Source organism: Edaphosphingomonas fennica, assembly GCF_003034225.1.
Classification (GTDB): Bacteria; Pseudomonadota; Alphaproteobacteria; order Sphingomonadales; family Sphingomonadaceae; genus Sphingomonas_E; species Sphingomonas_E fennica.
The window spans coordinates 15,736-40,841 of record NZ_PHHF01000080.1; the positions used below are offsets into that span (position 1 = coordinate 15,736).

21 protein-coding genes are annotated in these 25,106 nt (G+C 61.4%); 17 read left to right on the forward strand and 4 right to left on the reverse strand.

Annotated features, from left to right (window positions below; genetic code table 11):
- From CV103_RS20180 to CV103_RS20190, 3 genes are all read right to left on the reverse strand, one after another.
- Positions 1–777, reverse strand: a complete 777-nt coding sequence (locus CV103_RS20180; protein WP_107395986.1) for an enoyl-CoA hydratase-related protein — start codon at positions 775–777, stop codon at positions 1–3.
- 54 nt (positions 778–831) lie between these two features.
- On the reverse strand, positions 832–1,275 hold the full coding sequence (mce, locus tag CV103_RS20185) for a methylmalonyl-CoA epimerase (protein ID WP_070935347.1): 444 nt from the start codon (positions 1,273–1,275) through the stop codon (positions 832–834).
- A gap of 120 nt (positions 1,276–1,395) precedes the next feature.
- Positions 1,396–2,928, reverse strand: a complete 1,533-nt coding sequence (locus CV103_RS20190; RefSeq protein WP_107395987.1) for an acyl-CoA carboxylase subunit beta — start codon at positions 2,926–2,928, stop codon at positions 1,396–1,398.
- Positions 2,929–3,058: 130 nt separating this feature from the next.
- Here CV103_RS20190 and CV103_RS20195 point away from each other — a divergent pair, with 130 nt between their 5' ends.
- From CV103_RS20195 to CV103_RS20275, 17 genes are all read left to right on the forward strand, one after another.
- Complete coding sequence (locus tag CV103_RS20195; RefSeq protein ID WP_107395988.1) at positions 3,059–4,486, forward strand: helix-turn-helix domain-containing protein; 1,428 nt, start codon at positions 3,059–3,061, stop codon at positions 4,484–4,486.
- A gap of 314 nt (positions 4,487–4,800) precedes the next feature.
- A complete protein-coding gene (locus tag CV103_RS20200; RefSeq protein WP_245896981.1) occupies positions 4,801–5,790 on the forward strand; it encodes a KpsF/GutQ family sugar-phosphate isomerase in 990 nt (329 codons plus the stop codon).
- Positions 5,791–5,798: 8 nt separating this feature from the next.
- Positions 5,799–6,623, forward strand: a complete 825-nt coding sequence (locus CV103_RS20205; RefSeq protein WP_245896982.1) for a 3-deoxy-manno-octulosonate cytidylyltransferase — start codon at positions 5,799–5,801, stop codon at positions 6,621–6,623.
- Between the two features lie 208 nt (positions 6,624–6,831).
- On the forward strand, positions 6,832–8,469 hold the full coding sequence (locus CV103_RS20210) for a capsular polysaccharide export protein, LipB/KpsS family (RefSeq protein ID WP_245896983.1): 1,638 nt from the start codon (positions 6,832–6,834) through the stop codon (positions 8,467–8,469).
- Positions 8,466–9,737 carry a capsule biosynthesis protein gene (locus CV103_RS20215; RefSeq protein WP_107395992.1) on the forward strand — a complete coding sequence of 424 codons (1,272 nt, stop codon included), beginning with the start codon at positions 8,466–8,468 and terminating at the stop codon, positions 9,735–9,737. The genes CV103_RS20210 and CV103_RS20215 overlap by 4 nt, the downstream gene beginning before the upstream one ends.
- Positions 9,738–9,854: 117 nt before the next feature.
- The gene (locus CV103_RS20220) at positions 9,855–10,976 is read left to right on the forward strand and encodes a KpsE/RkpR family capsule polysaccharide export protein (protein WP_107395993.1); all 1,122 of its coding nucleotides are present in this window, start codon (positions 9,855–9,857) and stop codon (positions 10,974–10,976) included.
- Between the two features lie 7 nt (positions 10,977–10,983).
- Positions 10,984–11,778: an ABC transporter permease gene (locus CV103_RS20225; RefSeq protein WP_107395994.1), complete on the forward strand. Its 795-nt coding sequence runs from the start codon at positions 10,984–10,986 to the stop codon at positions 11,776–11,778.
- Positions 11,775–12,428, forward strand: coding sequence for an ABC transporter ATP-binding protein (locus CV103_RS20230; RefSeq protein WP_107395995.1), 654 nt, complete (start codon positions 11,775–11,777; stop codon positions 12,426–12,428). Before CV103_RS20225 ends, CV103_RS20230 begins: the two co-directional genes overlap by 4 nt.
- A gap of 2 nt (positions 12,429–12,430) precedes the next feature.
- A complete protein-coding gene (locus tag CV103_RS20235) occupies positions 12,431–13,681 on the forward strand; it encodes a glycosyltransferase family 4 protein (protein WP_107395996.1) in 1,251 nt (416 codons plus the stop codon).
- Positions 13,671–17,039 (forward strand): glycosyltransferase family 4 protein, encoded by a 3,369-nt coding sequence (locus tag CV103_RS20240; protein ID WP_170112684.1) that lies wholly within the window; start codon positions 13,671–13,673, stop codon positions 17,037–17,039. The genes CV103_RS20235 and CV103_RS20240 overlap by 11 nt, the downstream gene beginning before the upstream one ends.
- Positions 17,040–17,083: 44 nt before the next feature.
- Entirely contained in the window at positions 17,084–17,893 is an 810-nt protein-coding gene (locus CV103_RS20245; protein WP_170112685.1) for a class I SAM-dependent methyltransferase, read from the forward strand.
- Positions 17,894–17,930: 37 nt separating this feature from the next.
- Positions 17,931–18,965: a GDP-mannose 4,6-dehydratase gene (gmd, locus tag CV103_RS20250; RefSeq protein ID WP_107395999.1), complete on the forward strand. Its 1,035-nt coding sequence runs from the start codon at positions 17,931–17,933 to the stop codon at positions 18,963–18,965.
- A 52-nt stretch (positions 18,966–19,017) separates the two neighbouring features.
- A complete protein-coding gene (locus CV103_RS20255) occupies positions 19,018–19,935 on the forward strand; it encodes an NAD-dependent epimerase/dehydratase family protein (protein ID WP_245896984.1) in 918 nt (305 codons plus the stop codon).
- 2 nt (positions 19,936–19,937) lie between these two features.
- Positions 19,938–21,110, forward strand: coding sequence for a glycosyltransferase family 4 protein (locus CV103_RS20260; protein WP_107396000.1), 1,173 nt, complete (start codon positions 19,938–19,940; stop codon positions 21,108–21,110).
- A complete protein-coding gene (locus CV103_RS20265; RefSeq protein ID WP_245896985.1) occupies positions 21,076–22,293 on the forward strand; it encodes a polysaccharide biosynthesis/export family protein in 1,218 nt (405 codons plus the stop codon). Before CV103_RS20260 ends, CV103_RS20265 begins: the two co-directional genes overlap by 35 nt.
- A gap of 18 nt (positions 22,294–22,311) precedes the next feature.
- Positions 22,312–23,490, forward strand: coding sequence for a glycosyltransferase family 4 protein (locus tag CV103_RS20270; protein WP_211314435.1), 1,179 nt, complete (start codon positions 22,312–22,314; stop codon positions 23,488–23,490).
- A 144-nt stretch (positions 23,491–23,634) separates the two neighbouring features.
- On the forward strand, positions 23,635–24,660 hold the full coding sequence (locus tag CV103_RS20275) for a phytanoyl-CoA dioxygenase family protein (RefSeq protein WP_107396002.1): 1,026 nt from the start codon (positions 23,635–23,637) through the stop codon (positions 24,658–24,660).
- Between the two features lie 34 nt (positions 24,661–24,694).
- On the opposite strand, the gene CV103_RS20280 is transcribed toward CV103_RS20275, so the two are convergent.
- On the reverse strand, positions 24,695–25,106 hold a 412-nt coding region (locus CV103_RS20280; protein WP_146163464.1), incomplete at its 5' end, for a glycosyltransferase.

The following is a 25,106-nucleotide window of genomic DNA, read 5'->3' on the forward strand; positions in this document are numbered from 1 at the left end:
TCACTTGCCTTCATATCGGGCCGGGCGCTTTTCGAGGAAGGCGGCGACGCCCTCCTTGAAATCGGCGGACTGGCCGGCCGTCTTCTGGTCCGCCCGTTCGCGGGCCAGCACGTCGGTCAGGTCCTCGCCCAGCGCGCGGCGCACGCTGTTGCGGATCAGGCTGATCGCCTTGGTCGGCCCGTTGGCGAGGCGGGTGGCGACGGCGCGGGCCTCGCCCAGCAGCGCCTCGTCGTCCACCGCGCGGTTGATCAGGCCCCAGGCCTCGGCCTTCTCGGCGGGCACGCGCTCGCCCAGCAGCATCATCTCCAGCGCGCGGGCGCGGCCGACGGCGCGGGCCACCAGCCAGGTCGCGCCGGCATCGGGGACGAGGCCGATATTGACGAAGGCCAGCAGGAAATAGGCCGATCGCGCCGCCAGCACATAATCGCCCCACAAGGCCACCGAGCAGCCGGCGCCGGCGGCGAGGCCGTTGACCGCCGTCACCACCGGGATCGGCAGGCTCGCGAACTTTTCCGCCAGCGGATTATAATGGCTGTCGAGCAGCTCGCCCGGGTCCTCCGGCAGGCCGCCCGCATCCTGCAGGTCCGCACCCGAGCAGAAGGCCCGGCCCTCGCCGGTCAGCAGGATGGCGCGCGCGCCTTCGGCCAGCGCCTTGTCCAGCGCGTCCGATACCTCCTCGAACAGCTTGAGCGAGATCGCGTTCAGCCGGTCGGGCCGGTCGAGGGTGATCGTCGCGACCTTGTCGGCCAGGTCGTAGCGGATGGTGGCGTAGGTCATGTGCTGCTCCCCGAACCGCTCAGCCTTTCCTCAGGATAAGCGGATATATTCATCTCAATGCGTGCCGTCGCCCTTCGGCGTTTCCATGATCTCGGTCAGCACCCCGCCCATGTCCCTGGGGTGGACGAAGAAGATGAGCGTGCCGTGCGCGCCGATGCGGGGTTCGCCCAGCACCTTCTTGCCCATCGCCAGGAATTCCGCGCGCGCGGCGTGGATGTCCGGCACCTCGTAGCACATATGGTGCTGGCCGCCGGCCGGGTTCTTGGCGAGGAAGCCGTGGATCGGGCTGTCGGCGCCCAGCGGCTCGATCAGCTCGATCTGGGTGCCGGCGGTGCCGTTCTCGCCCGGCGTGTCGACGAAGCACACCTTCACGCCCTGGCTCGGCATGTCGAACGGCTCGTGAATCTTCACGGCACCCATCACGTCGCGCCAATAGGCGATCGCCGCCTCGATCGACGGCGTGGCGACGCCGACATGGTTCAAACGGCCGAGTTTCATCACTTCCGATCCTTCAATCGTCATGCCAGCGAAGGCCGGCATCTCCCGCGACAGGGAGAATGGCCGGTCGTCGAGCCGCCCGTCATCCCGACTTTGGTCAGGATGACGGCTCGACGGCCGTCACAGCGGAATATTGTCGTGCTTCTTCCAGGGATTTTCGAGGCTCTTGTTGCGGAGCTTGCGGAGGCCCAGCGCGATCCGCCGCCGCGTCGAATGCGGCATGATCACCTCGTCGATGAAGCCCTTGCTCGCGGCCACGAAGGGGTTGGCGAACTGGTCCTCATATTCCTTGGTGCGCTGGGCGATCTTCTCGGGCTCGCCGATATCCTTGCGGAAGATGATCTCCACCGCGCCCTTGGCGCCCATCACCGCGATTTCGGCGGTGGGCCAGGCATAATTATAATCGCCGCGCAGATGCTTGGACGACATGACGTCATAGGCGCCGCCATAGGCCTTGCGGGTGATGACGGTGATCTTCGGCACGGTCGCCTCGGCATAAGCGAACAGCAGCTTGGCGCCGTGCTTAATGATGCCGTTATGCTCCTGCGCGGTGCCGGGCAGGAAGCCGGGCACGTCGACGAAGGTGACGATCGGGATGTCGAAGGCGTCGCAGAAGCGGACGAAGCGGCCGGCCTTCTTCGAGGAATTGATGTCCAGGCAGCCCGCCAGCACCATCGGCTGGTTGGCGACGATGCCCACGGTGCGGCCCTCGATCCGGCCGAAACCGGTGATGATGTTGGCGGCATGGGTGGGCTGGACCTCGAAGAAGTCGCCCTCGTCGACGACCTTCGCGATCAGCTCCTTCATGTCATAGGGCTTGTTGGCGCTGTCCGGGATCAGCGTGTCCAGGCTCTCCTCGATCCGGTCCCAGGGGTCGTCGCTCGGCCGCACCGGCACATGCTCGCGATTGGACAGCGGCAGGAAATCGAAGAAGTCGCGGGTGGCGAGCAGCGCCTCGATATCATTATCGAACGCGACGTCGGCAACGCCCGACTTGGCGGTGTGGGTGACGGCGCCGCCCAGTTCCTCCTGCGTCACCACCTCGTTGGTCACGGTCTTCACCACGTCCGGCCCGGTGACGAACATGTAGGACGAATCCTTCACCATGAAGATGAAGTCGGTCATCGCCGGGGAATAGACGGCGCCACCCGCGCACGGCCCCATGATGACGCTGATCTGCGGCACCACGCCGGAAGCCAGCACGTTCCTCTGGAACACCTCGGCATAGCCGCCCAGCGAGGCGACGCCTTCCTGGATGCGGGCGCCGCCCGAATCGTTAAGGCCGATCACCGGCGCGCCGACCTTCAGCGCCATATCCATGATCTTGCAGATCTTCTGCGCGTGCCGTTCGGAAAGCGATCCGCCGAACACGGTGAAATCCTGGCTGAACACGAAGACGAGGCGGCCGTTGATCGTGCCCGATCCGGTGACGACGCCGTCGCCGGGGATCTTCTGGTCGGCCATGCCGAAATCGACGCAATTATGCTCGACATAGGTGTCGACTTCCTCGAACGACCCCTCGTCCAGCAGCACCTCGATCCGTTCGCGCGCGGTCAGCCGGCCCTTCTTGTGCTGCGCGTCGATCCGCGCCTGGCCGCCGCCCATCCGCGCGGCGGCGCGCTTCTCCTCGAGCTTCTGCAAAATCGCCAGCATCGTTCCTCGCTTCGTTCGAATGGGCTTTCGAGGCTTCCCTTTCCAAGCTTGGCGCGCCATGGCAAATGTGAATTTGCGAAATTGCGAAGCCGGATTTTGCAAATGCCGGCGAAAGAGGAGGAGGGCGCGCATGGCGGACGCAGCGGAAAGGCGGCCTCTCCGCGCGCGCCTGTTCGCCGGGGGCGAGCTGCGCGGCCTCCGCCGGCGGCACGGGCTGGGGCAGGCGGCGATGGCCGAACGGCTCGGCATTTCGGTGAGCTATCTCTCCCAGCTGGAAAATGATGACCGCCCGGTGACGCGGCCGGTGGCCGATGCGCTGGCCCGCATCTTCCCGCTGGACTGGACGGAGCAGGCCGATGCCGCGGGCACGCGCCAGGTGGCGATGCGCGAGGCGATGGCCGATCCGCTGTTCGCCGATCTCGGCCCGCCCGATGCGCTCCACCGCGCGGTGGAGCAGCAGCCCGACCTCGCCGATCGCTTCCTGCGCCTCCACGCCGCCTGGCGCCGCGCGGAGGAACGGCTCCAGATGGCGGACGAGGCGATCGGCGCGGGCACCGCGCGGGGCGGGCGGTTGCCGTGGGAGGAGGTGCGCGACTGGTTCCACCTCGCCGGCAATTATGTCGACAGCATCGATCGCGCGGCCGAGGGGCTGGCGCAGGAGCTGGACGCCCAGCCGCTGGGCGAGGGGCTGATCGCCCATATCCTGAAGCAGCGCCACGGCGTCGACGTCCTGTCCTCCGGCGATGAGGCGGCGGCGATGCGGCGCTTCGATCGCGCGCGCGGCCTCCTCACCCTCGGCCGCGCCCTCCCGCCCGAAACCCGGCGGTTCGCGCTGGCCCACCAGCTCGCCCTGCTCGAATTCCGCGATGCCATCGCCGCCGTCGCCGGGGCGACCGATCTCCGCACCGGCGAGGCGAAGACATTGCTTTCGGTCGGCCTCGCCAATTATGCTGCCGGCGCGCTGCTGATGCCCTATGCCCGCTTCCGCGAGACGGCGCGCGCGCTCCGCCACGATATCGACCGGCTGTGCCAGCGCTTCGGCGTCAGCTTCGAACAGGCCTGCCACCGGCTGTCCACTTTGCAGCGCGCCGGCGCGCGCGGCATCCCCTTCTTCTTCTGCCGGGTGGACATGGCCGGCAACATCACCAAGCGCCATTCCGCCACCCGCCTGCAATTCGCCCGTTTCGGCGGCGCCTGCCCCTTGTGGATCGTGCACGAGGCGGTGGCGATCCCGGACCGCATCCTCGTCCAGCTCGCCGAGACGCCCGATGGCGTGCGCTATGTCCAGATGGCCAAGGGGCTGGTGAAGCCGTCGGGCAGCTATGCCCGCTCGCCCCGCCGCTACGCCGTGGCGCTGGGCTGCGAGGCCGATCACGCCGCCGAGTTCATCTATGCCGACGGCCTCGACACCGCGCGCGCCGCCGCCGCCACGCCGATCGGCATATCCTGCCGCCTCTGCCCCCGCCCCGATTGCGACCAGCGCGCCTTCCCCCCCTCCGACCGCGCCATCCAGGTCGACCCCGACGTGCGGGACGTGGTGCCGTATCGGGTGGGGTGAAGGACAACCGGGTGCGTCAGGAAGGTTCGGCGTTTCGCCGCCCATGCCGCGATGCCATCTTCAACCATCGTCCGGCCCCAATATTGGGGACGAAAGAGTTTTTGCGATGCACAGGAAAATAATTGGCAGGGGCAAATTCCTCGTGATAACCGGGGCTATCCTTCAGCTGCTTGCGACGAGTTGAAGCATTATGCCCTATGGATTTCGATAGAACGGCTTTTTCGCAAGCAGTGAACGGGTGTATTGGATGGTGGGCTGATGCGTCGGGGAGCATCGGTCGGGCGGCCATGGGGTGCTTGGGTGCGAGGGGTGAGTTGACGCGCTTGGTGAAATCAACGGCGTTGGCCGATGCGACGACGCGTTTGGCGACAGGCCGGTCGGTCATCTGGCAGGAAGCGCAGGCGCTGCTGCAATTGGGTGAGCATTTGGGGGACAGCTTTGAGGAGGCTGTCGAGCAGATCGTCGCCACACAAGGCCGCATCGTCGTGACCGGTGTCGGAAAGTCGGGTCACATCGGCCGTAAGATCGCGGCGACCTTTTCCGCTACGGGAACGCCGGCCTTCTTTGTCCATGCCGGCGAGGCTGCGCATGGCGACCTGGGCATGCTATGTTCCGGGGATGCGCTGCTGATTCTTTCGAATTCCGGCGCCAGCGCGGAACTGCGGCCGATCATTCTTTATGCGAAGCGGCTGGGGATTCCCATCATCGGCGTGGCATCCAAGGCCGATTCGCCGCTGATGTGGCAGGCCGGTATCCGCATCCGGCTTCCGCTTGTCCGTGAGGCCTGTCCGGAACAGATCGCACCGACGACGACGACGACGATGATGCTCGCCTTGGGCGATGCCCTCGCGATCGCGGCGATGCAGGCACGAGGCGTCACCCGCGCCGATCTTGTGCAATGGCATCCCGGCGGCGCGATCGGCTGGCGCAATCAGCTGGTCGACCAGCTTCTGCGCCGGGATGCGCAGCTTCCCCTGGTAACGCCCGAAACCAGTATGCGTGACCTCGTCTTCGAGATGACGTCGACCGGCAAGGGTGTCGCCGGGGTGGTTGATGCGGAAGGCGATTTGATCGGCATCGTCACCGACGGCGATGTGCGGCGTGCCTTCGACCGTGTTCTCACGGCTGTCGCCGGCGATATCATGACGAGCGACCCCTATGTCGTCCTCAGCGGAACGCTGATCGAAAGCGTGCTAGAGTTGATGAAGGATGCCAAGATCACGGTCGTCTTCGTCATGGATCCGGCTCGGCCGCGCAAGCCGATCGGGCTCGTTCATATCCATGACCTGGCGATGGCCGTCTGAGGCGGCGCGTGGCTCAGGGGGTTGGCGTGCATTGCCGCGCCGCGATCGTCATTCCGGCGCGCTATGCGTCCACGCGTTATCCGGGCAAGCCGCTCGCCCCTGTTCGTGGCGCATCGGGCGCGGCGCGTCCGTTGATCGCCCGCAGCATCGATGCCGCGCGACAGGTGGCGGGAGTCGACAGCCTGTATGTGGCGACCGACGATTCTCGCATCGCGGAAGCCGTGCGCGCGCTGGATGTCGATGTGATAATGACCTCGCCGGCTTGCGCGAACGGGACGGAAAGGTTGGCTGAGGCAGCCAGCGAACTGGCCGACGACATCGACGTCCTCGTCAATTTCCAGGGCGATGCTCTGCTGACCCCGCCCGATCTAGTGGAAGCGCTGCTCGACCATATGCGTGCAGATCCCGCCTGCGAGGTGGCGACGGTGGCCGTGCGTTGTTCGGCAAGTGCCTATCGTCACCTCATCTCGGATCAGACGGCCGGACGCAGCGGGGGCACGACCGTCGTCTTGGGCGTCGACAGTCGTGCGCTCTATTTCTCCAAGCGCGTTCTGCCCCACATCCTGCCCGGATCGGAGGAAGAAGGCGATCCGCCGGTCTGGCTTCATCTCGGCCTCTATGCCTATCGTCGTGCGGCGTTGCGTCGCTATGCTGTGCTCGGTCCCTGTGAATTGGAGGTTCTTGAGGGACTGGAGCAGCTTCGTTTCCTTACGCATGGCATTCCGGTCCATGTCGTGCGAGCCCCTTCCCCCGCGTGGGACGTGATCGAACTTAACAATCCCACCGATCTCCAGCCTATTGAGGCCGTTCTGATGGAGCGGGGCATTGCCTGACGCCGTTTCGATGCCAGACGACGCAACCGGCTCCGTCCAACATCGTTCTTGCTTCCAAAAGGATTGCGGACGGCTTGCAATCGGCCGTCATGGCTCGTTCCGCAGGTGACGATAGGCGATGTCGGGCATTAGAGCATGGCGGAATCTTCCGGCGGGTTCCGCTGCGCCGGCCCTGTTGTGCATACCGCCCTTTCCGGGCGCGCGGACCTTGCCGCTTGCTGTGCCGGTGGTTGATCGGGCGGCGGCTCCCTCGCATTCCGACGATATGGCGCAATCGTGTATCGAGGCCGTACGTGCTGGCCGTGTGGGCGGCTGCTTCTGGGGCGCGCAGCCGGCATTGGCCGGCCGGTCGCTCCTGCTGAGGCCCGCCACCGTCGCCCAGGTGCGCCTGATGCTCGCGCGGGTCAAGGACATGGGGCTGCAACATGAGGCTGCCATCTGGCTCAACGGGCCGATGAGGGCAGCCCGTTCAACCATTGCCGCCGATATTCCCAAGATCGATGACGCCAGCGATCCATGGTACCTGTTCGATCAGGCGGATATGCTATGGTGCGATGCGGGCGACGAACTTGCCTTGTTGGCGCGTATGGCCGGTCGACAGGTCGTCTGCTTCGGGGAGGGGCGTTTCGGAGCACTCGGAACCGCGCAAGCGTCAGGTGATCTTGAAGATGCCGTCTCCACCCACCTCATCGCTGGTTTCGCCTATCGCAACCCTTTTACGGGCGATGATATCCCGCTGGTCGAAGCGATCGAGCTTCTCGCTTTCTGGCGCCGGCTGATCGATGCTAATCGCCCGCTGCGGGCGGCGGTCGGATTCGCTTTCTGGAAACGGGCTGCGGTGGCGCCCCTTCTCTGGGGCGGCGGCGACATCCCGTTCGTGTCCGATCCCGCGATGCTGCGGCGGCTGCCGGCGGGAAGCGCCGTGGCCTTGTGGCGATCAAAGGCATCACCCTCCCTGATCGAGGAAATGGACCGGGCCGGGCTGGTCGCGCGGGATGTGGAGGATGGCTTCATCCGGTCCGCCGGTCTCGGGGCGGATTGCGTGCCGCCGCTTTCTATCGTCGTCGATGCCCTGGGCGCCCATTTCGATCCCGCCGGCCCGACCGAATTGGAGAACATGCTGCGAGCGGGAGGTTTCCCGCCAGCGCTACTGGAGCGGGCCGCGCGTCTCCGGTCCCGGATCGTCGAATCCGGCATTGGCAAATATGGCGCGGGCGGCGGTGCGTTGGATCGCCCCGGCGGCGAGCGACGCCACATCCTTGTGACCGGCCAGGTGGAGGATGATCGCTCCGTTCAGTGCGGTGGTGGCGATGTGGGGGGCAATCTCGACCTCCTGCGTCGCGTACGCCTCCACGAACCGGATGCCTTCATCCTCTATAAGCCCCATCCCGATGTCGAAGCGGGGCATCGCAAGGGCCATGTGCAGGATCGCGATGCGCTGGCCCATGCCGACAGGGTTGTGCGGGACGTTCCGATTTCGGCGCTGCTCGCGATGGTCGATGGTGTCCATGTCCTCACGTCATTGGCAGGCTTTGAGGCATTGCTCCGTGGTAAGGCGGTAACGACGCACGGTGTGCCCTTCTATGCCGGCTGGGGCTTGACGACAGACCTCGGAATTGTGCCGTCCCGAAGAGGCGTGCCGCGGACTATTGACGAACTTGTCGCGGCAGTGCTCCTGCTTTATCCGCGCTATCTTGATCCGGTGACTCGATTGCCCTGTCCGCCTGAAATTCTGGTTCGGCATCTTGCGGGCAACATCGATTTCGGAAATCCCTGGATAGTGGGCATGCGGCGCCTTCAGGGAAGGGTGATGCGGCGGTGGACAGAAGGGCGGGGAACACGATGATCACTCCGCTCGGCCGGCAACGGCGCTTCGTCTTCCTCCAGGGCCCTCCCGGGCCGCTATTCTTTATGCTGGGCGAGGAAATGGCCGCTCGCGGCTGGGAGGTGCATCGCATCAACCTCAACGGCGGGGATCGCGGCGACTGGCCTGGCCCGGCCACGGATTATCGAGGTGCTCATGCCGAATGGCCGCTGTTCTTCGATCGCTTCTTGCGTGATCACCGCATCACCGATGTGCTGCTGTTCGGGGACTGCCGGCCGATGCATCGGGCTGCGCATGGCATGGCCAAGCTCCGCAACATTCCCACCCATGTACTGGAGGAAGGCTATATCCGGCCGGACTGGATGACGCTGGAGCGGGACGGCGTGAACGGTCACTCCACGCTCTCGCGCGATGCGGAATGGTTCCTCGCCGAAGCGCGCACCTTGCCTCCCTTGCCGTCGCTTCCGCCGATCACGGCCAGCTTCCGGCGTCGCGTCCGCGATTCCTACCGCTATTATCATCATGTCGTGACCGGCCAGCTGCGTTTTCCTTATTATCGGGCGCATCGTCCGGGTTCGATCATCGTTGAAGGCTTCGGATGGGTGCGCAAATATTTCCGCCGCCATCGCCGTGCCCGGGACGCGGAAGGGGCGCTTCAGCGCATCGCCGGCACGGATTATTTCCTGTTCCCGCTTCAGCTAAGCTCCGATTATCAGATTCGCGCCCATTCGCCCTTTGCCGATATGCAGACGGCGGTGGACTATGTGATCGAAAGTTTCGTGCGGCATGCGCCCGCAGGAAGCCGGTTGCTGGTTAAAGAGCATCCCCTCTATTCGGGCTTTCTCGACTGGAAGAAATATCTGCGCCGCCGCGCCAGGGCTTTCGGGGTGGACGATCGGATCCTGCATATCGACGGCGGCGATCTCGGCATGCTCTCGGCCGGATCCCGAGGCATGATCTGTGCCAACAGCACCTCCGCCACGATGGCGCTTGCCGCGGGTACGCCGGTGATCGTGCTGGGACGCGCCATTTACGATATCGCCGGCATCACCCATCAGGGCCCACTCGATCAGTTCTGGACAAAACCGCAGCCTCCTGATCCGGAAATTTACGATGCCTTCCGTCGCGTGCTGCATGATCGCTGTCTCGTGCGCGGTGGTCTCGCCAGCAAGTCGGCGACGGATACGCTCGTTTCGTCGATTATTGAGCGGTTGCTGACCGAAGACCGATGGAAACATAAGGAGCCTGCCATTGCCAAGCTCCTTCCAGCGGTGCACCGGGCAATCTGACGGCTATGACGGGCGTCGACGTGCGGACGGGGCAGGGGCGGATTCCAATGGAAATCATCGCTATCGGATCAAGGTGTACGATGTTGCCGAAAATACTGATGAACATGCGCTTTTAATATGGTGGTTGATTTGATTAATCGTATTAAGAGCGTTGATCGGCTTTTTCTGCTTACAGTTATCGTTCCGACATTGCTCTCTATTGTCTATTTCGGCTTTCTCGCGTCGGACGTATATATATCTGAGTCTAGGTTTGTCGTTCGCAGCGCAGGTAAATCGGAATCCGTCGGACTGAGCGCGCTTCTCAAGTCTGCAACTATCTCTTCCGGGTTCTCGACGGCCAGCAGCGAGGTTCATGCTGTCCAGACCTATGCGGCGTCGCGCGATGCGCTCCGCGAGCTGAACAAGAATGATTATATCAAAAATATATATAGGCATCATAAGGTCAATATCTTCGATAGATTCAATCCTGTTGGTTACGATGGCAGTTTCGAAGCGCTCTACAGATATTATGGCGGCAAGGTTTCGATCGAATATGATACAACCACGGCTGTCACAGGTTTGGTGGTTCGGGCATATGCGCCAGCAGACGCCTATCATATCAACAACCGGTTGCTGGAGCTCAGCGAGGCACTGGTCAATCGCCTTAATGAGCGCGGTCGGCAGGATTTGATCCGTTTCGCCACCGCTGAGGTGGAAGATGCCGAACGCCAGGCCCGCAATGCCGCCTTCGCTCTTTCGGCATATCGGAACAAGGAAGGGCTGGTCGATCCGGAACAGCAAGCGTCGCTACAGTTGCAGCTCGTGTCCAAGCTGCAGGATGAGCTGATATCGACACGTGCCCAGTTGCGTCAGCTTCGGGCATTCACGCCAGACAATCCTCAGATCGCGGTCCTCGAAAGTCGCGCTGAGGGCCTGCGGCGCGAGGTGGCAGTCGAAACCGGCAAAATCGCAGGTGACAATGGATCGCTGGCGGGAGCTGCGGCACGCTATCAGCGCTTGTTGCTCGACAGTCGCTTTGCCGATCAGATGTTGGCGGGCGCCATGGCCTCGCTTGAACAGGCGCGGAACGAAGCGCGCAGGAAACAGGTTTATCTGGATCGTGTCGTGCAGCCGAATCTGCCCGACGAGGCATTGGAGCCCCGCCGCCTGCGGTCGATCGCGGCCACATTCGTGCTGGGTCTCGTCGCCTGGGGGATTTTGACGATGCTTCTGGCTGGCGTGCGCGAGCATCGCGACTAAGGGTGGAATGATGGATTCAGTCGCAGCTCTTCGGGAAGCCTGGGTGATCCAGCGGAGGGTTATTGGTGCGCTGTTTTTGCGTGAGGTGCTCACCCGCTTCGGTCGCCATAATATCGGCTTTTTGTGGTTGTTCGTCGAACCGATGCTGTTCACGCTAGGGGTTACCGCGCTGTGGACGGCCACCAAGTCGCTCCATGGTTCGTCGCTCTCGATCGTAACTTTCGCCATCACCGGCTATTCCAGTGTGCTGTTGTGGCGGAACATGCCCGCCCGTTGCATCGGGGCGCTTCAGCCGAATCTGTCCCTGATGTTTCACCGCCAGGTCAAGGCAATGGATATCTACATTGCCCGCATCCTGCTCGAGGCATCAGGGGCGACGGTATCCTTCGTCGTGCTGTCCATCGTTTTTCTGTCGATAGGATGGATCCAGATGCCGGAGGACCTGCTCAAGGTCGTGGGCGGCTGGCTCATGCTCGCCTGGTTCGGTGCCGCCCTGGCGCTGCTCATGGGCTCGCTGTCGGAAGAATATGAGCTGGTCGACAAGCTTTGGCATCCGTTGTCCTATCTGCTCTTTCCGATGTCCGGCGCTGCATTTCTCGTCGACGCTCTTCCGCCTCCCATGCAGAATATCGTGCTGCTGCTGCCGATGGTGCACGGGATCGAGTATCTGCGGGATGGCTATTTCGGATCCCAGTTCACCGCGCATCACGATATCGCCTATATGACTTTGGTCTGCTTGGGATTGACCTTGCTGGGATTGGCGCAACTGCGGAAGATCGGCCGCGCTGTGGTGCCCGAATGATTGATATTCAGAATGTGACCAAGGTCTATGAGACCCGCCAAGGCGCGCGCACGGTGCTGCGCAATGCCTCGCTGCGGATCGAGCGGCATGAGAAGGTGGGCATACTCGGGCGCAACGGAGCTGGTAAGTCCACGATGGTGCGCCTGATAAGCGGGGCCGAGCAGCCCAGCGCGGGCCGTATCGAACGGAAGATGAGTGTTTCCTGGCCGCTGGCATTCGGCGGTGCCTTTCAGAATGCCCTTACGGGTCTGGACAATCTGCGGTTCATCTGCCGCATCTACGGTGTCGATGCCGAAGACAAGATTGCCGCCGTGGAGGATTTTTCCGAACTTGGCATATACCTTCGGGAGCCGCTTCGCACATATTCGGCCGGCATGCGCGCCCGGCTTGCTTTCGCCATTTCCATGGCGATCGAGTTCGATTGCTTTCTGATCGACGAGGTGGTCGCTGTTGGCGACAGCCGCTTCCGGGAAAGATGTCATACGGAACTGTTCGAAAAGCGCGGCGACCGCGCCATGATCATCGTTTCCCATAATCGCGAATATGTGAAACGCCATTGCGACAAGGCTGCGGTCCTTATCGACGGCGTGATGACCGCATTCGACGATGTCGATGAGGCCTACGAGTTCTACGGCAGATCGGTCGCATAGCTATGCGGTCGCTGCTGCATTGGCTCGGCAGATTTAGCGGCCTCGCTGTCGGCGGCCACGCGGGGCGGCTGGCGGAGCTGCTGGTGGACGTTTCGGTCCTGTACCAGCAGGATGCCGGAACCGGTATACAGCGGGTGGTCCGTTCCCTGCTGCTTGCGCTGGGGGAGAATGCGCCCCCCGGTTTTCGCGTGCGCCCGGTCTATGCCACGAAAACGCGCTCTTATCGTTATGCCGATCCCGACTTTCTCTGGCGAAAGCCCGGCCAGCGACTTGACCCTGGGGAGCCGCTTCGGCCGCGATCGGGAGACATCTTCTTCGGGCTCGATCTCTGCGCCCACATATTGCCTCGCCACCGTCGCCGGTTGCGGGCTTGGCGGCGGCGGGGCGTGACCATGCAACTCGTCGTCTACGATCTATTACCCGTCCTGCGCCCGGATTGGTTCAGCGAACGGATGACGCGCAATTTCCGGCAATGGCTGCATTTTCTGGCTTGGGAAGCGGATTCGGCACTTTGCATATCCGCGGATGTGGAGCATCGCCTGCGCGGCTGGTTGGCACAGCATCATCCAAATGCTTCCGCGCATATGTCCATCGGCCGGTTGCCGATGGGAACCGATATTCCCGTTCCCGTATCCGGCCATGGAATCGAGGCGTTGCCGGAGGATTCGATTGCCAAGCCTTATATACTAATGGTCGGAACGATCGAGCCGCGAAAGGCCTATGATCGCGCGCTCGATGCCTTCGAGCGCGTTTGGTCGGTCTATGAGAAAGACGCGCCGAATCTTGTGATCGTCGGACGGTCAGGCTGGAAGACCGAAGAATTGCAGTCGCGCCTGCATCGGCATCCTGAAGCCGGCCGGCGGCTGTTCTGGTTGGCCGACGCTGACGATGCTGTCCTGGCGCGCTGTTATGGCCGTTGCGAAGGCCTGCTGATCACCAGCCTGGGTGAAGGTTATGGCCTGCCGGTTGTGGAAGCCCTCCGCATTGGTCGGCCGGTCCTGGCGCGCGATCTTCCGGTATTTCGCGAGATCGGTGGATCTCGGGTGACCTATTTTACTAACGACTCGCCCGCAGCCCTTGCAAAGACGATAATGGATTGGATCGAAGTGCCCGGAGCCTGCACCGTCGGTGTAGGGGAAGGGTGGGATCAGGCGGCGCGCCGGCTTGCCAATGCCTTGTCAGCCACATCATCGCCGGCAACGGGGCGGCGGAACGAAGCTATTCCGCTGCATGGAATCTCGAATGCGGCCTAGAGTCCACATCAAGATCGCCGATAACGGTTGGATCCTTGAAAAATGTGCTCGGGAAATATCTTCGCGATGCAAAGGCATAACATATGGTCTGGAAGACGATCCGCGTGCTTATATCCAATATTATATGAATTATTCGGCTCGCCGTCAGCGGGTGAGCCCGATAGAATTGGCTTTCTTCACCCATTCCGAGCGGGAGGAAGCCGCTCGCCAGCGATATTTCGATGTCGCATCCGAAGTGGACCATCGGGTGTGCATGTCACGACGCTATGAGCATGAGCTCGTCCAGGCCGGCTTTGGCGATATAACGACCATTTCCCCGGGCGTGGACCTGGATCATTTCGTTCCGAAGGTTCGCATCGGCGTGGTTGGACGCACATACCATACCGGCCGGAAGGGCGAAGCGCTGGTGGCCGCCGTGATGGATGTGCCCGGGATCGAATGGCGGTTCACCGGGCGGGGGTGGCCAGGGCCATCGGTCCACGTGCCCGACGGAGACATGGCGAATTTCTATAATGACCTCGATTATGTGCTCGTCCCGGCCCTTTATGAAGGCGGGCCGATGTGCGTGCTCGAAGCGCTGGCCTGCGGCATTCCGGTCATCGCTTCCGATGTGGGGTGGATGGAGGATTTTCCCCATATTAAGTTCGATAATGGTAATGCAGCGTCGCTTCGCCTCGTTTTGGAAGACCTTGTCGCACAGCGTCGGGAATCGCGGCGGTTCGTGGAGGAACGCAATTGGCAGGGCTGGGCTGCTAGCCATGACGAATTGTTCGATCGCATCTGGCACGGGACGAGGACGTCCGTCGCGGTGACGCATGCGACCTACAGGGCCGCAATCGTCATCCATGGCTCGGAACGATCGGCGAAGGGCGGGCCTACCTCGCGCGTGGCGAATATCGTCGCGACTGCGGCGGATATGGGTGAGGATATCATCCAGGGCTTCGGTATCGATTCGGTTTGCGAGCCCGTTTCCCCCGATATCGCCCACATCTTCAACTCGTGGCCGCTCCACTCGGCGATCGAGCAACTCATCGGTGCGAAGCGCCGCGGTATCCGGACGGTATATTCGCCGATCGCGCTCAATCTCAGCGCGATGAACTTCTATCAGCAGGCGCTTCCCCAAATATTGCACGAGGCGGAGCATGTTGCCGATGCTAAGCAGGGGATTGCTGAAATAAGGGCACTCACGCCGCCCTTCTCGGCTGACTCGGCCGAGCCGCTGATAGAGGGCGTGCCCGGGCATTTCGATGCTCTGCGGCGCGGTGTGGCGTTGGCCGACCATATCATTTGCCTCAGCGAGTATGAAAAAGCCTTTCTCGAGGCGGTGGGCTGTCGACCGGCGGCCTTGTCAATCGTTCGAAACGGCGTCGACGCGCAAACCATGGCGGATGGCGATGCCTCGCTCTTTCGGGAGAAATTCGGCCTTGATCGCTTCATTCTGTCAGTGGGGCGGATAGAACCCCGGAAGAATCAGGCCATACTCGCGCTGGCTCTCCGCGACCTGAAGATTCCGTTGGTCTGCATCGGGCATGTCGGGCATCCAGATTATTTCAATCAGGTAAGGAAGTGGGCCGGCTCTAACTTCATCCACATAGACAGGATCGAGGATCGGCAATTGCTCGCATCCGCCTATAAGGCCGCGGCATGCTTCATTCTCAATAGCTGGGCCGAAGGGGCTCCTCTTGCCGCCTTGGAAGCCGCCGCCGCCGGCACGCCGCTGATCCTGTCGAACATGGCATCGGAACGGGAATATTTCGGCTCGTTCGCTGATTATGTCCACCCCTGCGACGTTTCCGGGCTGGCAACTCTGGTAAAGGCGAAAATCGACTGCCCGGAGCCGGAAGCTCAACGTGCCGAACGCTCGGCATTTGCGGTGGCACGATACGACATCTCGCGCCACACGCGCGACACTCTGAATCTTTATGCCAGGGTCTTGCGGGATGTGGACGCCAAACCGCTAGAGATGCCTGCCGAGTCTTCGATAGTGGTCGACGCGACCCATCTTGCCCACCAACTCGCGAACGGGCAGCACCTCACGGGCGTTACCGCTGTCGAGTACAGCGTCCTCAAGGCTGTGGCGGAAACCCGGCCGGATACGCCGGTAATCGTGTGGAATTCCGTGCACCGGGCCTATGTGCCCTGCTTGATCCAGGACGTGGCGAACGGTTCGATCGCGAACGTCGCCAAGTCGGACCGTCTACCAGACGGATGCTATTCCAGGGCGGTGCAAGCGCAAGTTGCGATCGTGGCACGCCCTGTAAAAGCCCGGATTTGGCGCAGGCTTGGACGCAAGCTTCGTCATATGGCTAAAAATCCCCGAACCCTTCTGCCCAGGGGGTTGAGGAAGAGGCTCGGCATCGGTGGAGCCGTGGCCGTTCCTTCACCTGCACGTAAGCGATTTGCGGTTGCCTCGAGCTTGACGGCGGATTCCGTGCGCCCGTGGCCGGAACTGGAGCCCGGCACGCGATTGCTGCTGTTGGGGCAGCCTTGGATATCGAACGCGCGCATGCTTTCCGATCTCTCGGCGTTGGTTCGCGCAAACGGACTTTTATTATGGGCGCATGTTCCCGATATTCTGTATGTAACTGACAGAACTTCCTTTGATGAAGCTACCAGAGGACGCTTTAGGGAGAATGTGACCAGGCTATTGGGAATCGCCGATACGGTAATCACGATATCAGATCAGGCCGCCAGGGACATAGCATGTTTCACTGCCCTCTGCGGAATATCGGTCAAGACAAAACGGATACGGTTGGGTCCAAATGAGGAGCTTGTCGAGGCGGACCCAACGCCACCTGCGTTCGCAATTCCGTCCCGATATATTCTGTATGTGTCCTCCATGAACGCCCGAAAGCGGCATGATTTCATCCGCGAAGTGTGGCGCGATGTGCGGGGCGATCTTGCAGAACGGGGTGGGTATTCGGATGTCGGCCTGATATTCGTCGGCACAGCCCAGCGCGGTTTTGAGCGCTATGGCGAAGACTCTTTCAAGAACGATCTTCGGGAAGAGGGCATATCGGTCCTCAATGATATCTCGTCGCGAGAGCTTGCCTATCTATACAGAAATACGATGTTTACGGTTTACCCACCTCGGGCCGAGGGATGGGGTATGCCTCCTGTCGAAAGCCTGTATTTTGGCAAAGCCTGCATAGTATCCGACATAATACCATCCGCTGAAGAGGTGAATAGCAAAGGATTGATCCGCTTGCCTGCGGATGATCATATTGAGTGGCGAGAGGCAATATTAAAACTGATCGCAGATGAGTCCGCACTAACTAAAATTTGCGAAGAAGCGAAGAAATTTAGATCTGCCAGTTGGCGCGATGCGGTGAATATTTTGTTTGTGCGAGAGGGCTGATCCAGAATGGCTGGATTGACGGCATTTCCTTGCGGGAGAAGAGGGTGACGACAGAATCTGCGGCTGTCGGCTGGTCGAGTGCCGATGTGGAAGTGGTCGGCGCTGACCTGTGTCCCCGTTCATTTGTCGCCTCCAGGCCACAATGGGCAGGGGGGGCGATTTCTGCTCATGACGTCCGCTTTCTTGCAGGGCTGGTGCATTTGGTCGGTGCTCGCCATGTCACGGAAATTGGTGTGGCTAGCGGGTGGAGTTCGGCCGTTACTCTGAAGGCGCTGGCTGCTCGGAAAGACGATTTTCGTCTCTCCGGGATCGATCTTTCCGAAACATTCTATCTCGATGGCTCGATCCCTACCGGACGCGTCGTGGATGACCTCTTGCCCGAATTATTGCCGCATTATCGTCTGCTTACCGGAAGGCCGGCTTATGAGGCGATCAGTGATGTCGGCCGATGCGATTTTGCTTTCATCGACGGGCATCACATGCATCCTTGGGCGACGATCGACATGATCAGTGTTCTATCAGTGCTTCGACGAGGTGACTGGGTTGCGATGCATGATCTCAATCTCTGTACCTATGAACGCCACAAGCACAGGAATCGTGGCTCCTATTATCTTTTCTACCTGTGGCCTGACACCAAGCTCCATTCGACGCAGGTTCCTACCATGATTGGTGCGGTACGCCTGGATAGAGAGCCGGAAGAATATCTCTCCATTCTTTTGGAAGTTCTATGCACCCCATGGGAAATTTCTCTTTCCGAGAGCGAAACCGATTCCTTTCTGGGTTTCGTTAATAAAACCTTTGGCTCAAGCTGGCGGGAAAAATATTCTGAAGTAATGGCGATAGCTCGGCCGTAATGGTGTGATTGTTGGATATATACTAAGGTGAATTAACATGATTGCGGCTATAGTAACCGGGGTGACGGGGCAGGATGGCGCGTATCTCACTGAACTCCTTCTTTCGAAGGGGTATGTAGTCTACGGGACATATCGCCGGACGAGTTCCGTCAATTTTTGGAGATTGGGGGAGTTGGGGGTTCTTGGTCACCCGAATCTACACCTTCTAGAATATGATCTGACCGATCCTTCGGCAAGCATCCGTATGCTGCACAAGACGCAGGCGAAGGAGGTCTATAACCTTGCGGCGCAAAGCTTCGTTGGGGTCTCCTTCGATCAGCCAATGACAACCGCACAGATCACCGGCTTGGGCGCGGTCCACCTTCTCGAGGCAATTCGCATCGTCGATCCTTCGATCCGCTTCTATCAGGCAAGCACTTCGGAGATGTTCGGAAAAGTGCAGGCGGTGCCGCAGACCGAGGAGACACCCTTTTACCCGCGGAGCCCTTATGGTGTCGCCAAGCTCTACGCACATTGGATGACGGTTAATTATAGGGAAAGCCACGGTATTTTTGGATGCAGCGGAGTGCTGTTCAACCATGAAAGCCCTTTGCGGGGGCGTGAGTTCGTTACACGGAAGATCACGGACGGAGTGGCCAAGATTCGGCTTGGCCAACTCGCCTGCCTCGAGCTTGGTAATATCGATGCTCGGCGCGATTGGGGTTTTGCACGGGAATATGTGCAGGGGATGTGGCAGATGTTGCAGGCGGACAGGCCGGATACCTATGTCCTAGCAACGGGGCGGACGGAAACCGTACGCGATTTCGTGAGAATGGCGTTTCGGGCTGCGGAATTCGATATCGCCTTCGAAGGCGAAGGTAATGACGAGGTAGCCGTAGATAAGGCGTCGGGTCGAGTGGTGATGCGCATTAATCCCCAGTTCCATCGTCCCGCCGAGGTGGATCTGCTAATTGGCGATGCGACCAAGGCGCGCGACCAGCTCGGTTGGCAGCCCAGGACCAACCTGGAGGAGCTCTGCTATATGATGGTGGAGGCCGATATGCGGCGAAATGCCGGAGGCGGCTCATTTTGAGTGTTGCCGATGTGGCGACGCACTATGGCGGGTCTATCGGTCCGGCTCGTTCATGGCGGAGGATGTGTCGGTGAGTCGGGTGCTTGTCAGCGGTGCTTCCGGTTTCACAGGAAGCTATGTCACCAGCAGGCTGATTGCGGCCGGCCATGAGGTGCACGGCTTGATCCATGCAGCGGAGCATACCCCGCCGTCCGGTGCAGGGTGGATGGCCCACATCGTCGATCTTGGCGATCGCCAAGCCGTGCATCGGATCGTCGAGGCTCTCGCGCCCGAGCGGGTCATCCATCTGGCCGCTATTGCCTTCGTGGCGCACGGCGATGTCGACGGTATGTATCGCACCAATATTCTGGGAACGCGCAATCTGCTTGAAGCCCTGGCGAATCGCGATGGCCAGCCCGGATCTGTGCTGCTTGCAAGCAGCGCTAACATATATGGCAATCGCACCGAAGGCGTATTGGATGAGGCGGCGCCAGCAGCCCCCGCGAACGATTATGGCGTGAGCAAGCTCGCCATGGAATATGTCGCCCGTCTTTATGAGGGGCGGCTGCCTATTACCGTCGTTCGGCCTTTCAACTATACGGGAAGGGGACAGTCGCTTGATTTTCTCGTGCCCAAGATCGTCGACCATGTCCGTCGACGGGCGCCTTTCATTGAACTGGGTAATCTCGACGTGGCACGCGACTTTTCCGATGTCCGGGGCGTGGCGGATATTTATATGCGGCTGCTTGACGTGCCGGGGCCGAACGGGACGCTCAATATCTGTTCCGGGCGCGCGCGATCGTTGACGGAAATTCTCGAAATGCTTGAGGAGATTTCTGGGCATCGGATGGAGGTGAGGGTCAACCCGGCCTACGTGCGGGCGAACGAGGTTAAATCGCTATGCGGCAGCCGCGCTCGGCTGGAGGCGGTTGTCGGATCTGTCTCCATGCCTCCATTCGAAGAGACGTTACGCTGGATGCTGGAGGCGTAGCTGTGCGCGTCATTTTGGGCGTGGAGGCGCTCGCGCCTGATCTTTCCGGTATCGGCCGCTATACTTGGGAACTCTGCAAAGGACTGAAATCATGTCCCGAGATCGATGAACTGCATTATTATCGGGCACGGCAGTGGATATCGGACCCAGCCCGGCTGTTGGAGGCGGATGCGCCCTCATCTCCGCGCCGTCGCGGTCGGCTCATGCGCTGGTGGCACGGGCGCCAGCATGGCCGCAGGCTGCGCGACAGCTTGTTCCATGGCCCCAATTTCTTTCTTCCGCCGGAAGTCGAAGGCGGCATAGTCACCGTGCATGACCTGTCGGTTTTCCGGTTTCCAGAAACACATCCCGCCGCGAGGATCGCGCAGTTCGAACGAGAATTCGCCAGTTCGATGGCACGTGTGGCTCATGTCATCACCGACAGCGAGACGGTGCGGGCGGAGCTGATGGCTTTCGCGGGCTTGCCGGAGGATAGGGTCACGGCTGTGCCGCTCGGCGTAGCCGATGCGTTTCATCCGCGAACCTCGGGGGATCTCGCACCGTTGCTGGCCCGCTTCGGTCTCATGCCCGATGCATACGCGTTATGTGTTTCTACATTGGAACCTCGCAAGAAGATCGGCCGTCTTCTGGAAGCCTGGGGTGCCCTGCCGGTTGGCTTGCGCTCGCGTTGGCCGCTGATACTGGCGGGTGGCAGCGGATGGCTGAATGGTGCCCTGCGCGATGTTATCGCGATCGGGGAACGCGAAGGCTGGGTTCGTTATCTGGGTTATGTGCCGGAAGATATGCTGCCGGCTTTATATGCCGGTGCGCGATTGTTCATTTACCCTTCGACATATGAGGGCTTTGGCCTGCCGCCCGTCGAGGCTATGGCATCTGGCGTACCCGCGCTGGTAGCAAGCGCCTCCTGCCTGCCGGAAGTAACGCAGGGTGCGGCCATGCTTGTGGAGCCGGACGACATAGCGGGATTCATGGTAGCGATCGAGCAAGGCCTTATCGACGAAGCTTGGCGCAAAGGCGCTATAATCCGTGGATTAGCCGTTGCCCGCACGTATGACTGGGCGCATTGCGTCGCGGGGACGGTGGCGGTGTATCGTAGATTGGCGGGCCGCGCGGCCATCCAGGATAGAGGGATTGAAATACATGGAAGGTCGAGCGGTGCCCGAATGGCGTCTTGATCGGGTGATGTTGCGCCGCACTGGCATTTTCGGGGGCATGGCGCTGGCCTCGCTGCTGGGGGGGTGCTCCATGATGGGATCGGACGGGCCCTCCTCCCGAACGGTGAATGCCGTTGCAGCTTCGGCCGCGGAGGACACCTACGGCCTCAAGCTGATCGATGTCGACGATGCAGTGGCGCGGCGGATCAAGTCGCTCGATCGGACGAGCCTGTTTTCCGAAACTTTCGGGGATGGGCATCCGGTGGCTACCATAGTGGGATCGGGTGACGTGCTGGATGTCGCGATATGGGAGGCGCCGCCGGCTGCTCTGTTCGGCGCTGCGGCGATGGCGCCGATGGTAGGTTTGCCTGGAGGGATGACCCAATCGGCCCTGCCCGAACAGGTCGTCGACCCGGAAGGCAATATAAGGATCCCCTTTCTTGGTGCGGTAAGGGCCGCCGGGCGATCCCCCCAGCAGGTCGCCGCCGATATCGCTCAGCGGCTTCAGGGCAAGGCGCATCAACCCCAGGTGATCGTGCGGATTGCGCGCAATCAGTCGGCCACGGCGACAGTGGTGAGCGAGGGGGGGGGGAGCGCGCGCGTGCCCCTGACCCCCAAGGGCGAACGCATTCTGGATGTCCTGTCGGCAACTGCCGCCGCGCCGCAATCAGTAAGCAAGACGACGGTTCAATTGACGCGCGGCAATCTCGTCCGCACGATGTCGCTTGAACAGGTGATCAAGGATCCGAGGCAGAACATCATTCTCCAGCCGAATGATGTGCTGACCGCCTTGTTCCAGCCTTATGCATTCACGGTGCTGGGCGCCGCGGGGCGCAATGCGGAGGTCAATTTCGAGGCGCAGGGCATCACGCTCATGCAGGCCATCGGGCGTGTGGGTGGTCTCCAGAATCAACGTGCCAACCCACGGGGCGTCTTCATCTTCCGGTTCGAGGATCCTGCCGCGCTGGGCTATCCCACGGATGCCCCGTTGCGCACTACGCCGGATGGCAAGGTGCCGGTTATCTACCGGCTCGATTTCAAGGACCCCAAGACCTTCTTCATTGCCCAGAATTTTCCGGTGCGGAACAAGGACGTGCTTTACGTTTCCACGGCGCCGTTTGCGGAACTGCAGAAATTCGTAACCATCGTCGCGCAGACGATCCTCCCGCTCGTGGCGGTAGACAATGCGGTCAGCAACAACTGAGCAGAGCTATTGGCCGACGTGATCGCCCACCGCGAGATCTTGCTTGATGTGAGCCGTTTGATCTGGCGCGTCGCGCGCGGTGGGCGGCCGACGGGCATAGATCGCGTCTGCATGGCCTATGTGGCGCATTATGGCGATCGTGCGCAGGCGGTTGTCCAACGCCGGGGGTTTCGACGGATATTGCCTCCGGCGATCTCTACCGAATTGTTCTCGCTCCTGCTGGAAGGGGGGGGGGATTTCGTCCGCCGTGCCGGCGCCCTCGCATTGCGAGCGGCACCAAGCCTTCTGGGCGGGCAGGAAGGACGAAATCGGCTCTATCTCAATGTCGGCCATACCGGGCTTGAGCTTGAGGATCTACCCGCGTGGCTTGCCCGATTGGATGTCCGGCCGGTGTTCATGGTCCACGATCTTATCCCGATCACGCATCCTGAATATTGTCGCGCCGGCGAAAAGGAGCGCCACGTCCGCCGGATGATGAATGTGCTGCAAGCAGGAACGGCCATCCTGGGGAACTCGGATGATACGCTGGTGGCGCTCGCTCGCTTTGCCGGAAGCAGGCAGCTTTCCATGCCCCCGGCGCTCGCCGTCGCGCTCGGGGCGGATGATCCGGTTACCGGTGCCCTTGCGGCTGGTGGGGATTGCGATCCGCCGCTGGCAAAGCCTTATTTCCTCATGCTGGGAACGATCGAGGGCCGCAAGAACCACGCATTGATGCTTGCCCTATGGCGTTCGATGATCGCGGACATGGGGGATTCTGCGCCGGCGTTGGTCATCATCGGCCAGCGCGGCTGGGAATGCGAGCAGGCTGTCGACATGTTGGATCGCTGTGAGATGCTGCGCGGGCATGTCGTGGAGCTTGGAGGTGCCGGTGATGATGTGGTCCGCCATTATATGCGGCATGCGCGGGCCCTGCTCTTTCCGTCCTTTGTCGAGGGTTTCGGCATGCCTCTCGTTGAGGCGCTGGCCGCGGGCCTTCCTGTAATTGCAAGCGATATCGGTGTTTTTCGGGATGTCGGCCTTGGAATACCGCATTATGCGGACCCGCTCGACGGCCTGGCTTGGCGGAACATCATTCTCGATTATGCTTTGTGGGACAGCAGCCTGCGGGCGGCGCAGCTCCGGCGGCTGCTAGATTATGTCCCGCCCAGCTGGGGGGGGCATTTCGTCGTCGTGGATCGATGGTTGGCAGAGCTGTGACGGGCATATTGTGGAAAAGGGAACCTCTCTATGGCGATCGACGATATGGCCGCAACGGTAGCATCATAGGATCATGCGGACGGTCGGCATCATGACGGGATTGCTCTCGCGCGACCGGGTTCGATCCTGCGGAGGAGGCGCTGAATGAAAATCGCCTCTCTCCTCGCGCCGGTCCAATATATGTATTGGGCAGCGCAACTCGGCACAGGTGCCAAATCCTTTCTGGACAATCCTCTTATCGGCTCGTCCACGCTCAACCATCTTGGCTTGCATGTCGGGCGGATGAAGCTGGCGCACGGCCTCGCCTGGCAGCGACGGCGGCGGCTCGAGAAACTGGTTTCCGAACCGGATCGGACCCAGTTCGACGCACAGGGTTTTGTCGCCATTCGGAATTTTCTACCGAATGCCGAATTTGCGCAGTTGCGGGCGATGCTGCTTGGGCGTTCGGCTCCGGCTCGCGAAATGGTGCAGGGCGGTACGATCACGCGGCGGATTGCGCTCGATGCGGCCTATTGCACGGCCGTGCCGTCCGTCCGGCACCTTCTCTCCTCGCCCCGGTGGCGGGGGCTGATGCGTTATGTGGGCAGCTATGCCAGCGAGCCGCTTTACTACATTCAGACTATCCTCACCCATCGCGACGAAGAGGTCGATCCACAGACCCATCTTCATGCGGATACGTTTCACCCCTGTGTGAAGGCGTGGTATTTTCTGGATGACGTGACGGAGGAGGACGGTCCCTTCGTTTATGTCCCCGGCTCCCACCGCTTGACCCGCGAACGCATCGAATGGGAACGAGAACGTAGCCTGCAGGGTGCGCAGGCCATGGATCGATTGTCTGCCCGAGGGTCTATGCGGATCACTCGCGCAGAAATTTCGGCACTGGGCTTGCCTGGACCTCGCGCTCTGGCCGTTCCTGCCAACACTCTTGTAGTGGCGGATACCGGGAGGTTTCATGCACGGGGGCCGGCAACTAGGCCCAGCCGCCGCGTGGAGATCTGGGCCTATGGCCGAAGGAACCCATTCTATCCCTGGACGGGTCTCGATCCTCTAAGCCTACCAGGTATTGCCTTCCGACGCATACCTTTGATGTGGGCGCTCCGTGATCGCTTTGAGAGTCGTTTAGGCCAACCCTGGCGGGATGTGGGAAGCAAGACGCCGTTGGATCCGTGACGCCCCGCTTCATTGTGCCCCGCCGCCGCCGCGCCTAGGCCCTCGTGCGAAACGCCGGGAAGAACAAGTTCAGGCGGCGCCATATCTGACTGAGGTAGCCCCACAGCCTATTTGGCTGTGGGTTAAGCAGATCTTCCAAGGCCTGGCGCCATTTCTGAAGTGACGTCTCGACAGAGTAAGTTTCCGCTATCTCCGCGGCATTTTTGCCGAGTTGGGCAAGGCGTTGCTCGTCTTCGAGCGCCCGCCGCAAGGTCTTGGCGAGCGAGGAGGCGCTGCTCTCTTCGGCAAGAAAGCCATTAACGCCGTCGACGATCAACTCGTTGACACCAGGGCAGCGGCTAAAGCCGATCGCGGGAAGCCCGGAAGCTGTCAACGGCGGAGCAAAAACCGGCCATTGGGCGGCGCAAAACCAGGCCACTGGCGCTGCTGCGAGCGGGGAACGTCGG

Coding starts and splice junctions, on each gene's coding strand:
- CV103_RS20180 (WP_107395986.1), bottom strand. CDS start 777: ATGACCTACGCCACCATCCGCTACGACCTGGCCGACAAGGTCGCGACG.
- mce (WP_070935347.1), bottom strand. CDS start 1,275: ATGAAACTCGGCCGTTTGAACCATGTCGGCGTCGCCACGCCGTCGATC.
- CV103_RS20190 (WP_107395987.1), bottom strand. CDS start 2,928: ATGCTGGCGATTTTGCAGAAGCTCGAGGAGAAGCGCGCCGCCGCGCGG.
- CV103_RS20195 (WP_107395988.1), top strand. CDS start 3,059: ATGGCGGACGCAGCGGAAAGGCGGCCTCTCCGCGCGCGCCTGTTCGCC.
- CV103_RS20215 (WP_107395992.1), top strand. CDS start 8,466: ATGATCACTCCGCTCGGCCGGCAACGGCGCTTCGTCTTCCTCCAGGGC.
- CV103_RS20220 (WP_107395993.1), top strand. CDS start 9,855: ATGGTGGTTGATTTGATTAATCGTATTAAGAGCGTTGATCGGCTTTTT.
- CV103_RS20225 (WP_107395994.1), top strand. CDS start 10,984: ATGATGGATTCAGTCGCAGCTCTTCGGGAAGCCTGGGTGATCCAGCGG.
- CV103_RS20230 (WP_107395995.1), top strand. CDS start 11,775: ATGATTGATATTCAGAATGTGACCAAGGTCTATGAGACCCGCCAAGGC.
- CV103_RS20235 (WP_107395996.1), top strand. CDS start 12,431: ATGCGGTCGCTGCTGCATTGGCTCGGCAGATTTAGCGGCCTCGCTGTC.
- CV103_RS20240 (WP_170112684.1), top strand. CDS start 13,671: ATGCGGCCTAGAGTCCACATCAAGATCGCCGATAACGGTTGGATCCTT.
- gmd (WP_107395999.1), top strand. CDS start 17,931: ATGATTGCGGCTATAGTAACCGGGGTGACGGGGCAGGATGGCGCGTAT.
- CV103_RS20255 (WP_245896984.1), top strand. CDS start 19,018: ATGGCGGAGGATGTGTCGGTGAGTCGGGTGCTTGTCAGCGGTGCTTCC.
- CV103_RS20265 (WP_245896985.1), top strand. CDS start 21,076: ATGGAAGGTCGAGCGGTGCCCGAATGGCGTCTTGATCGGGTGATGTTG.
- CV103_RS20275 (WP_107396002.1), top strand. CDS start 23,635: ATGAAAATCGCCTCTCTCCTCGCGCCGGTCCAATATATGTATTGGGCA.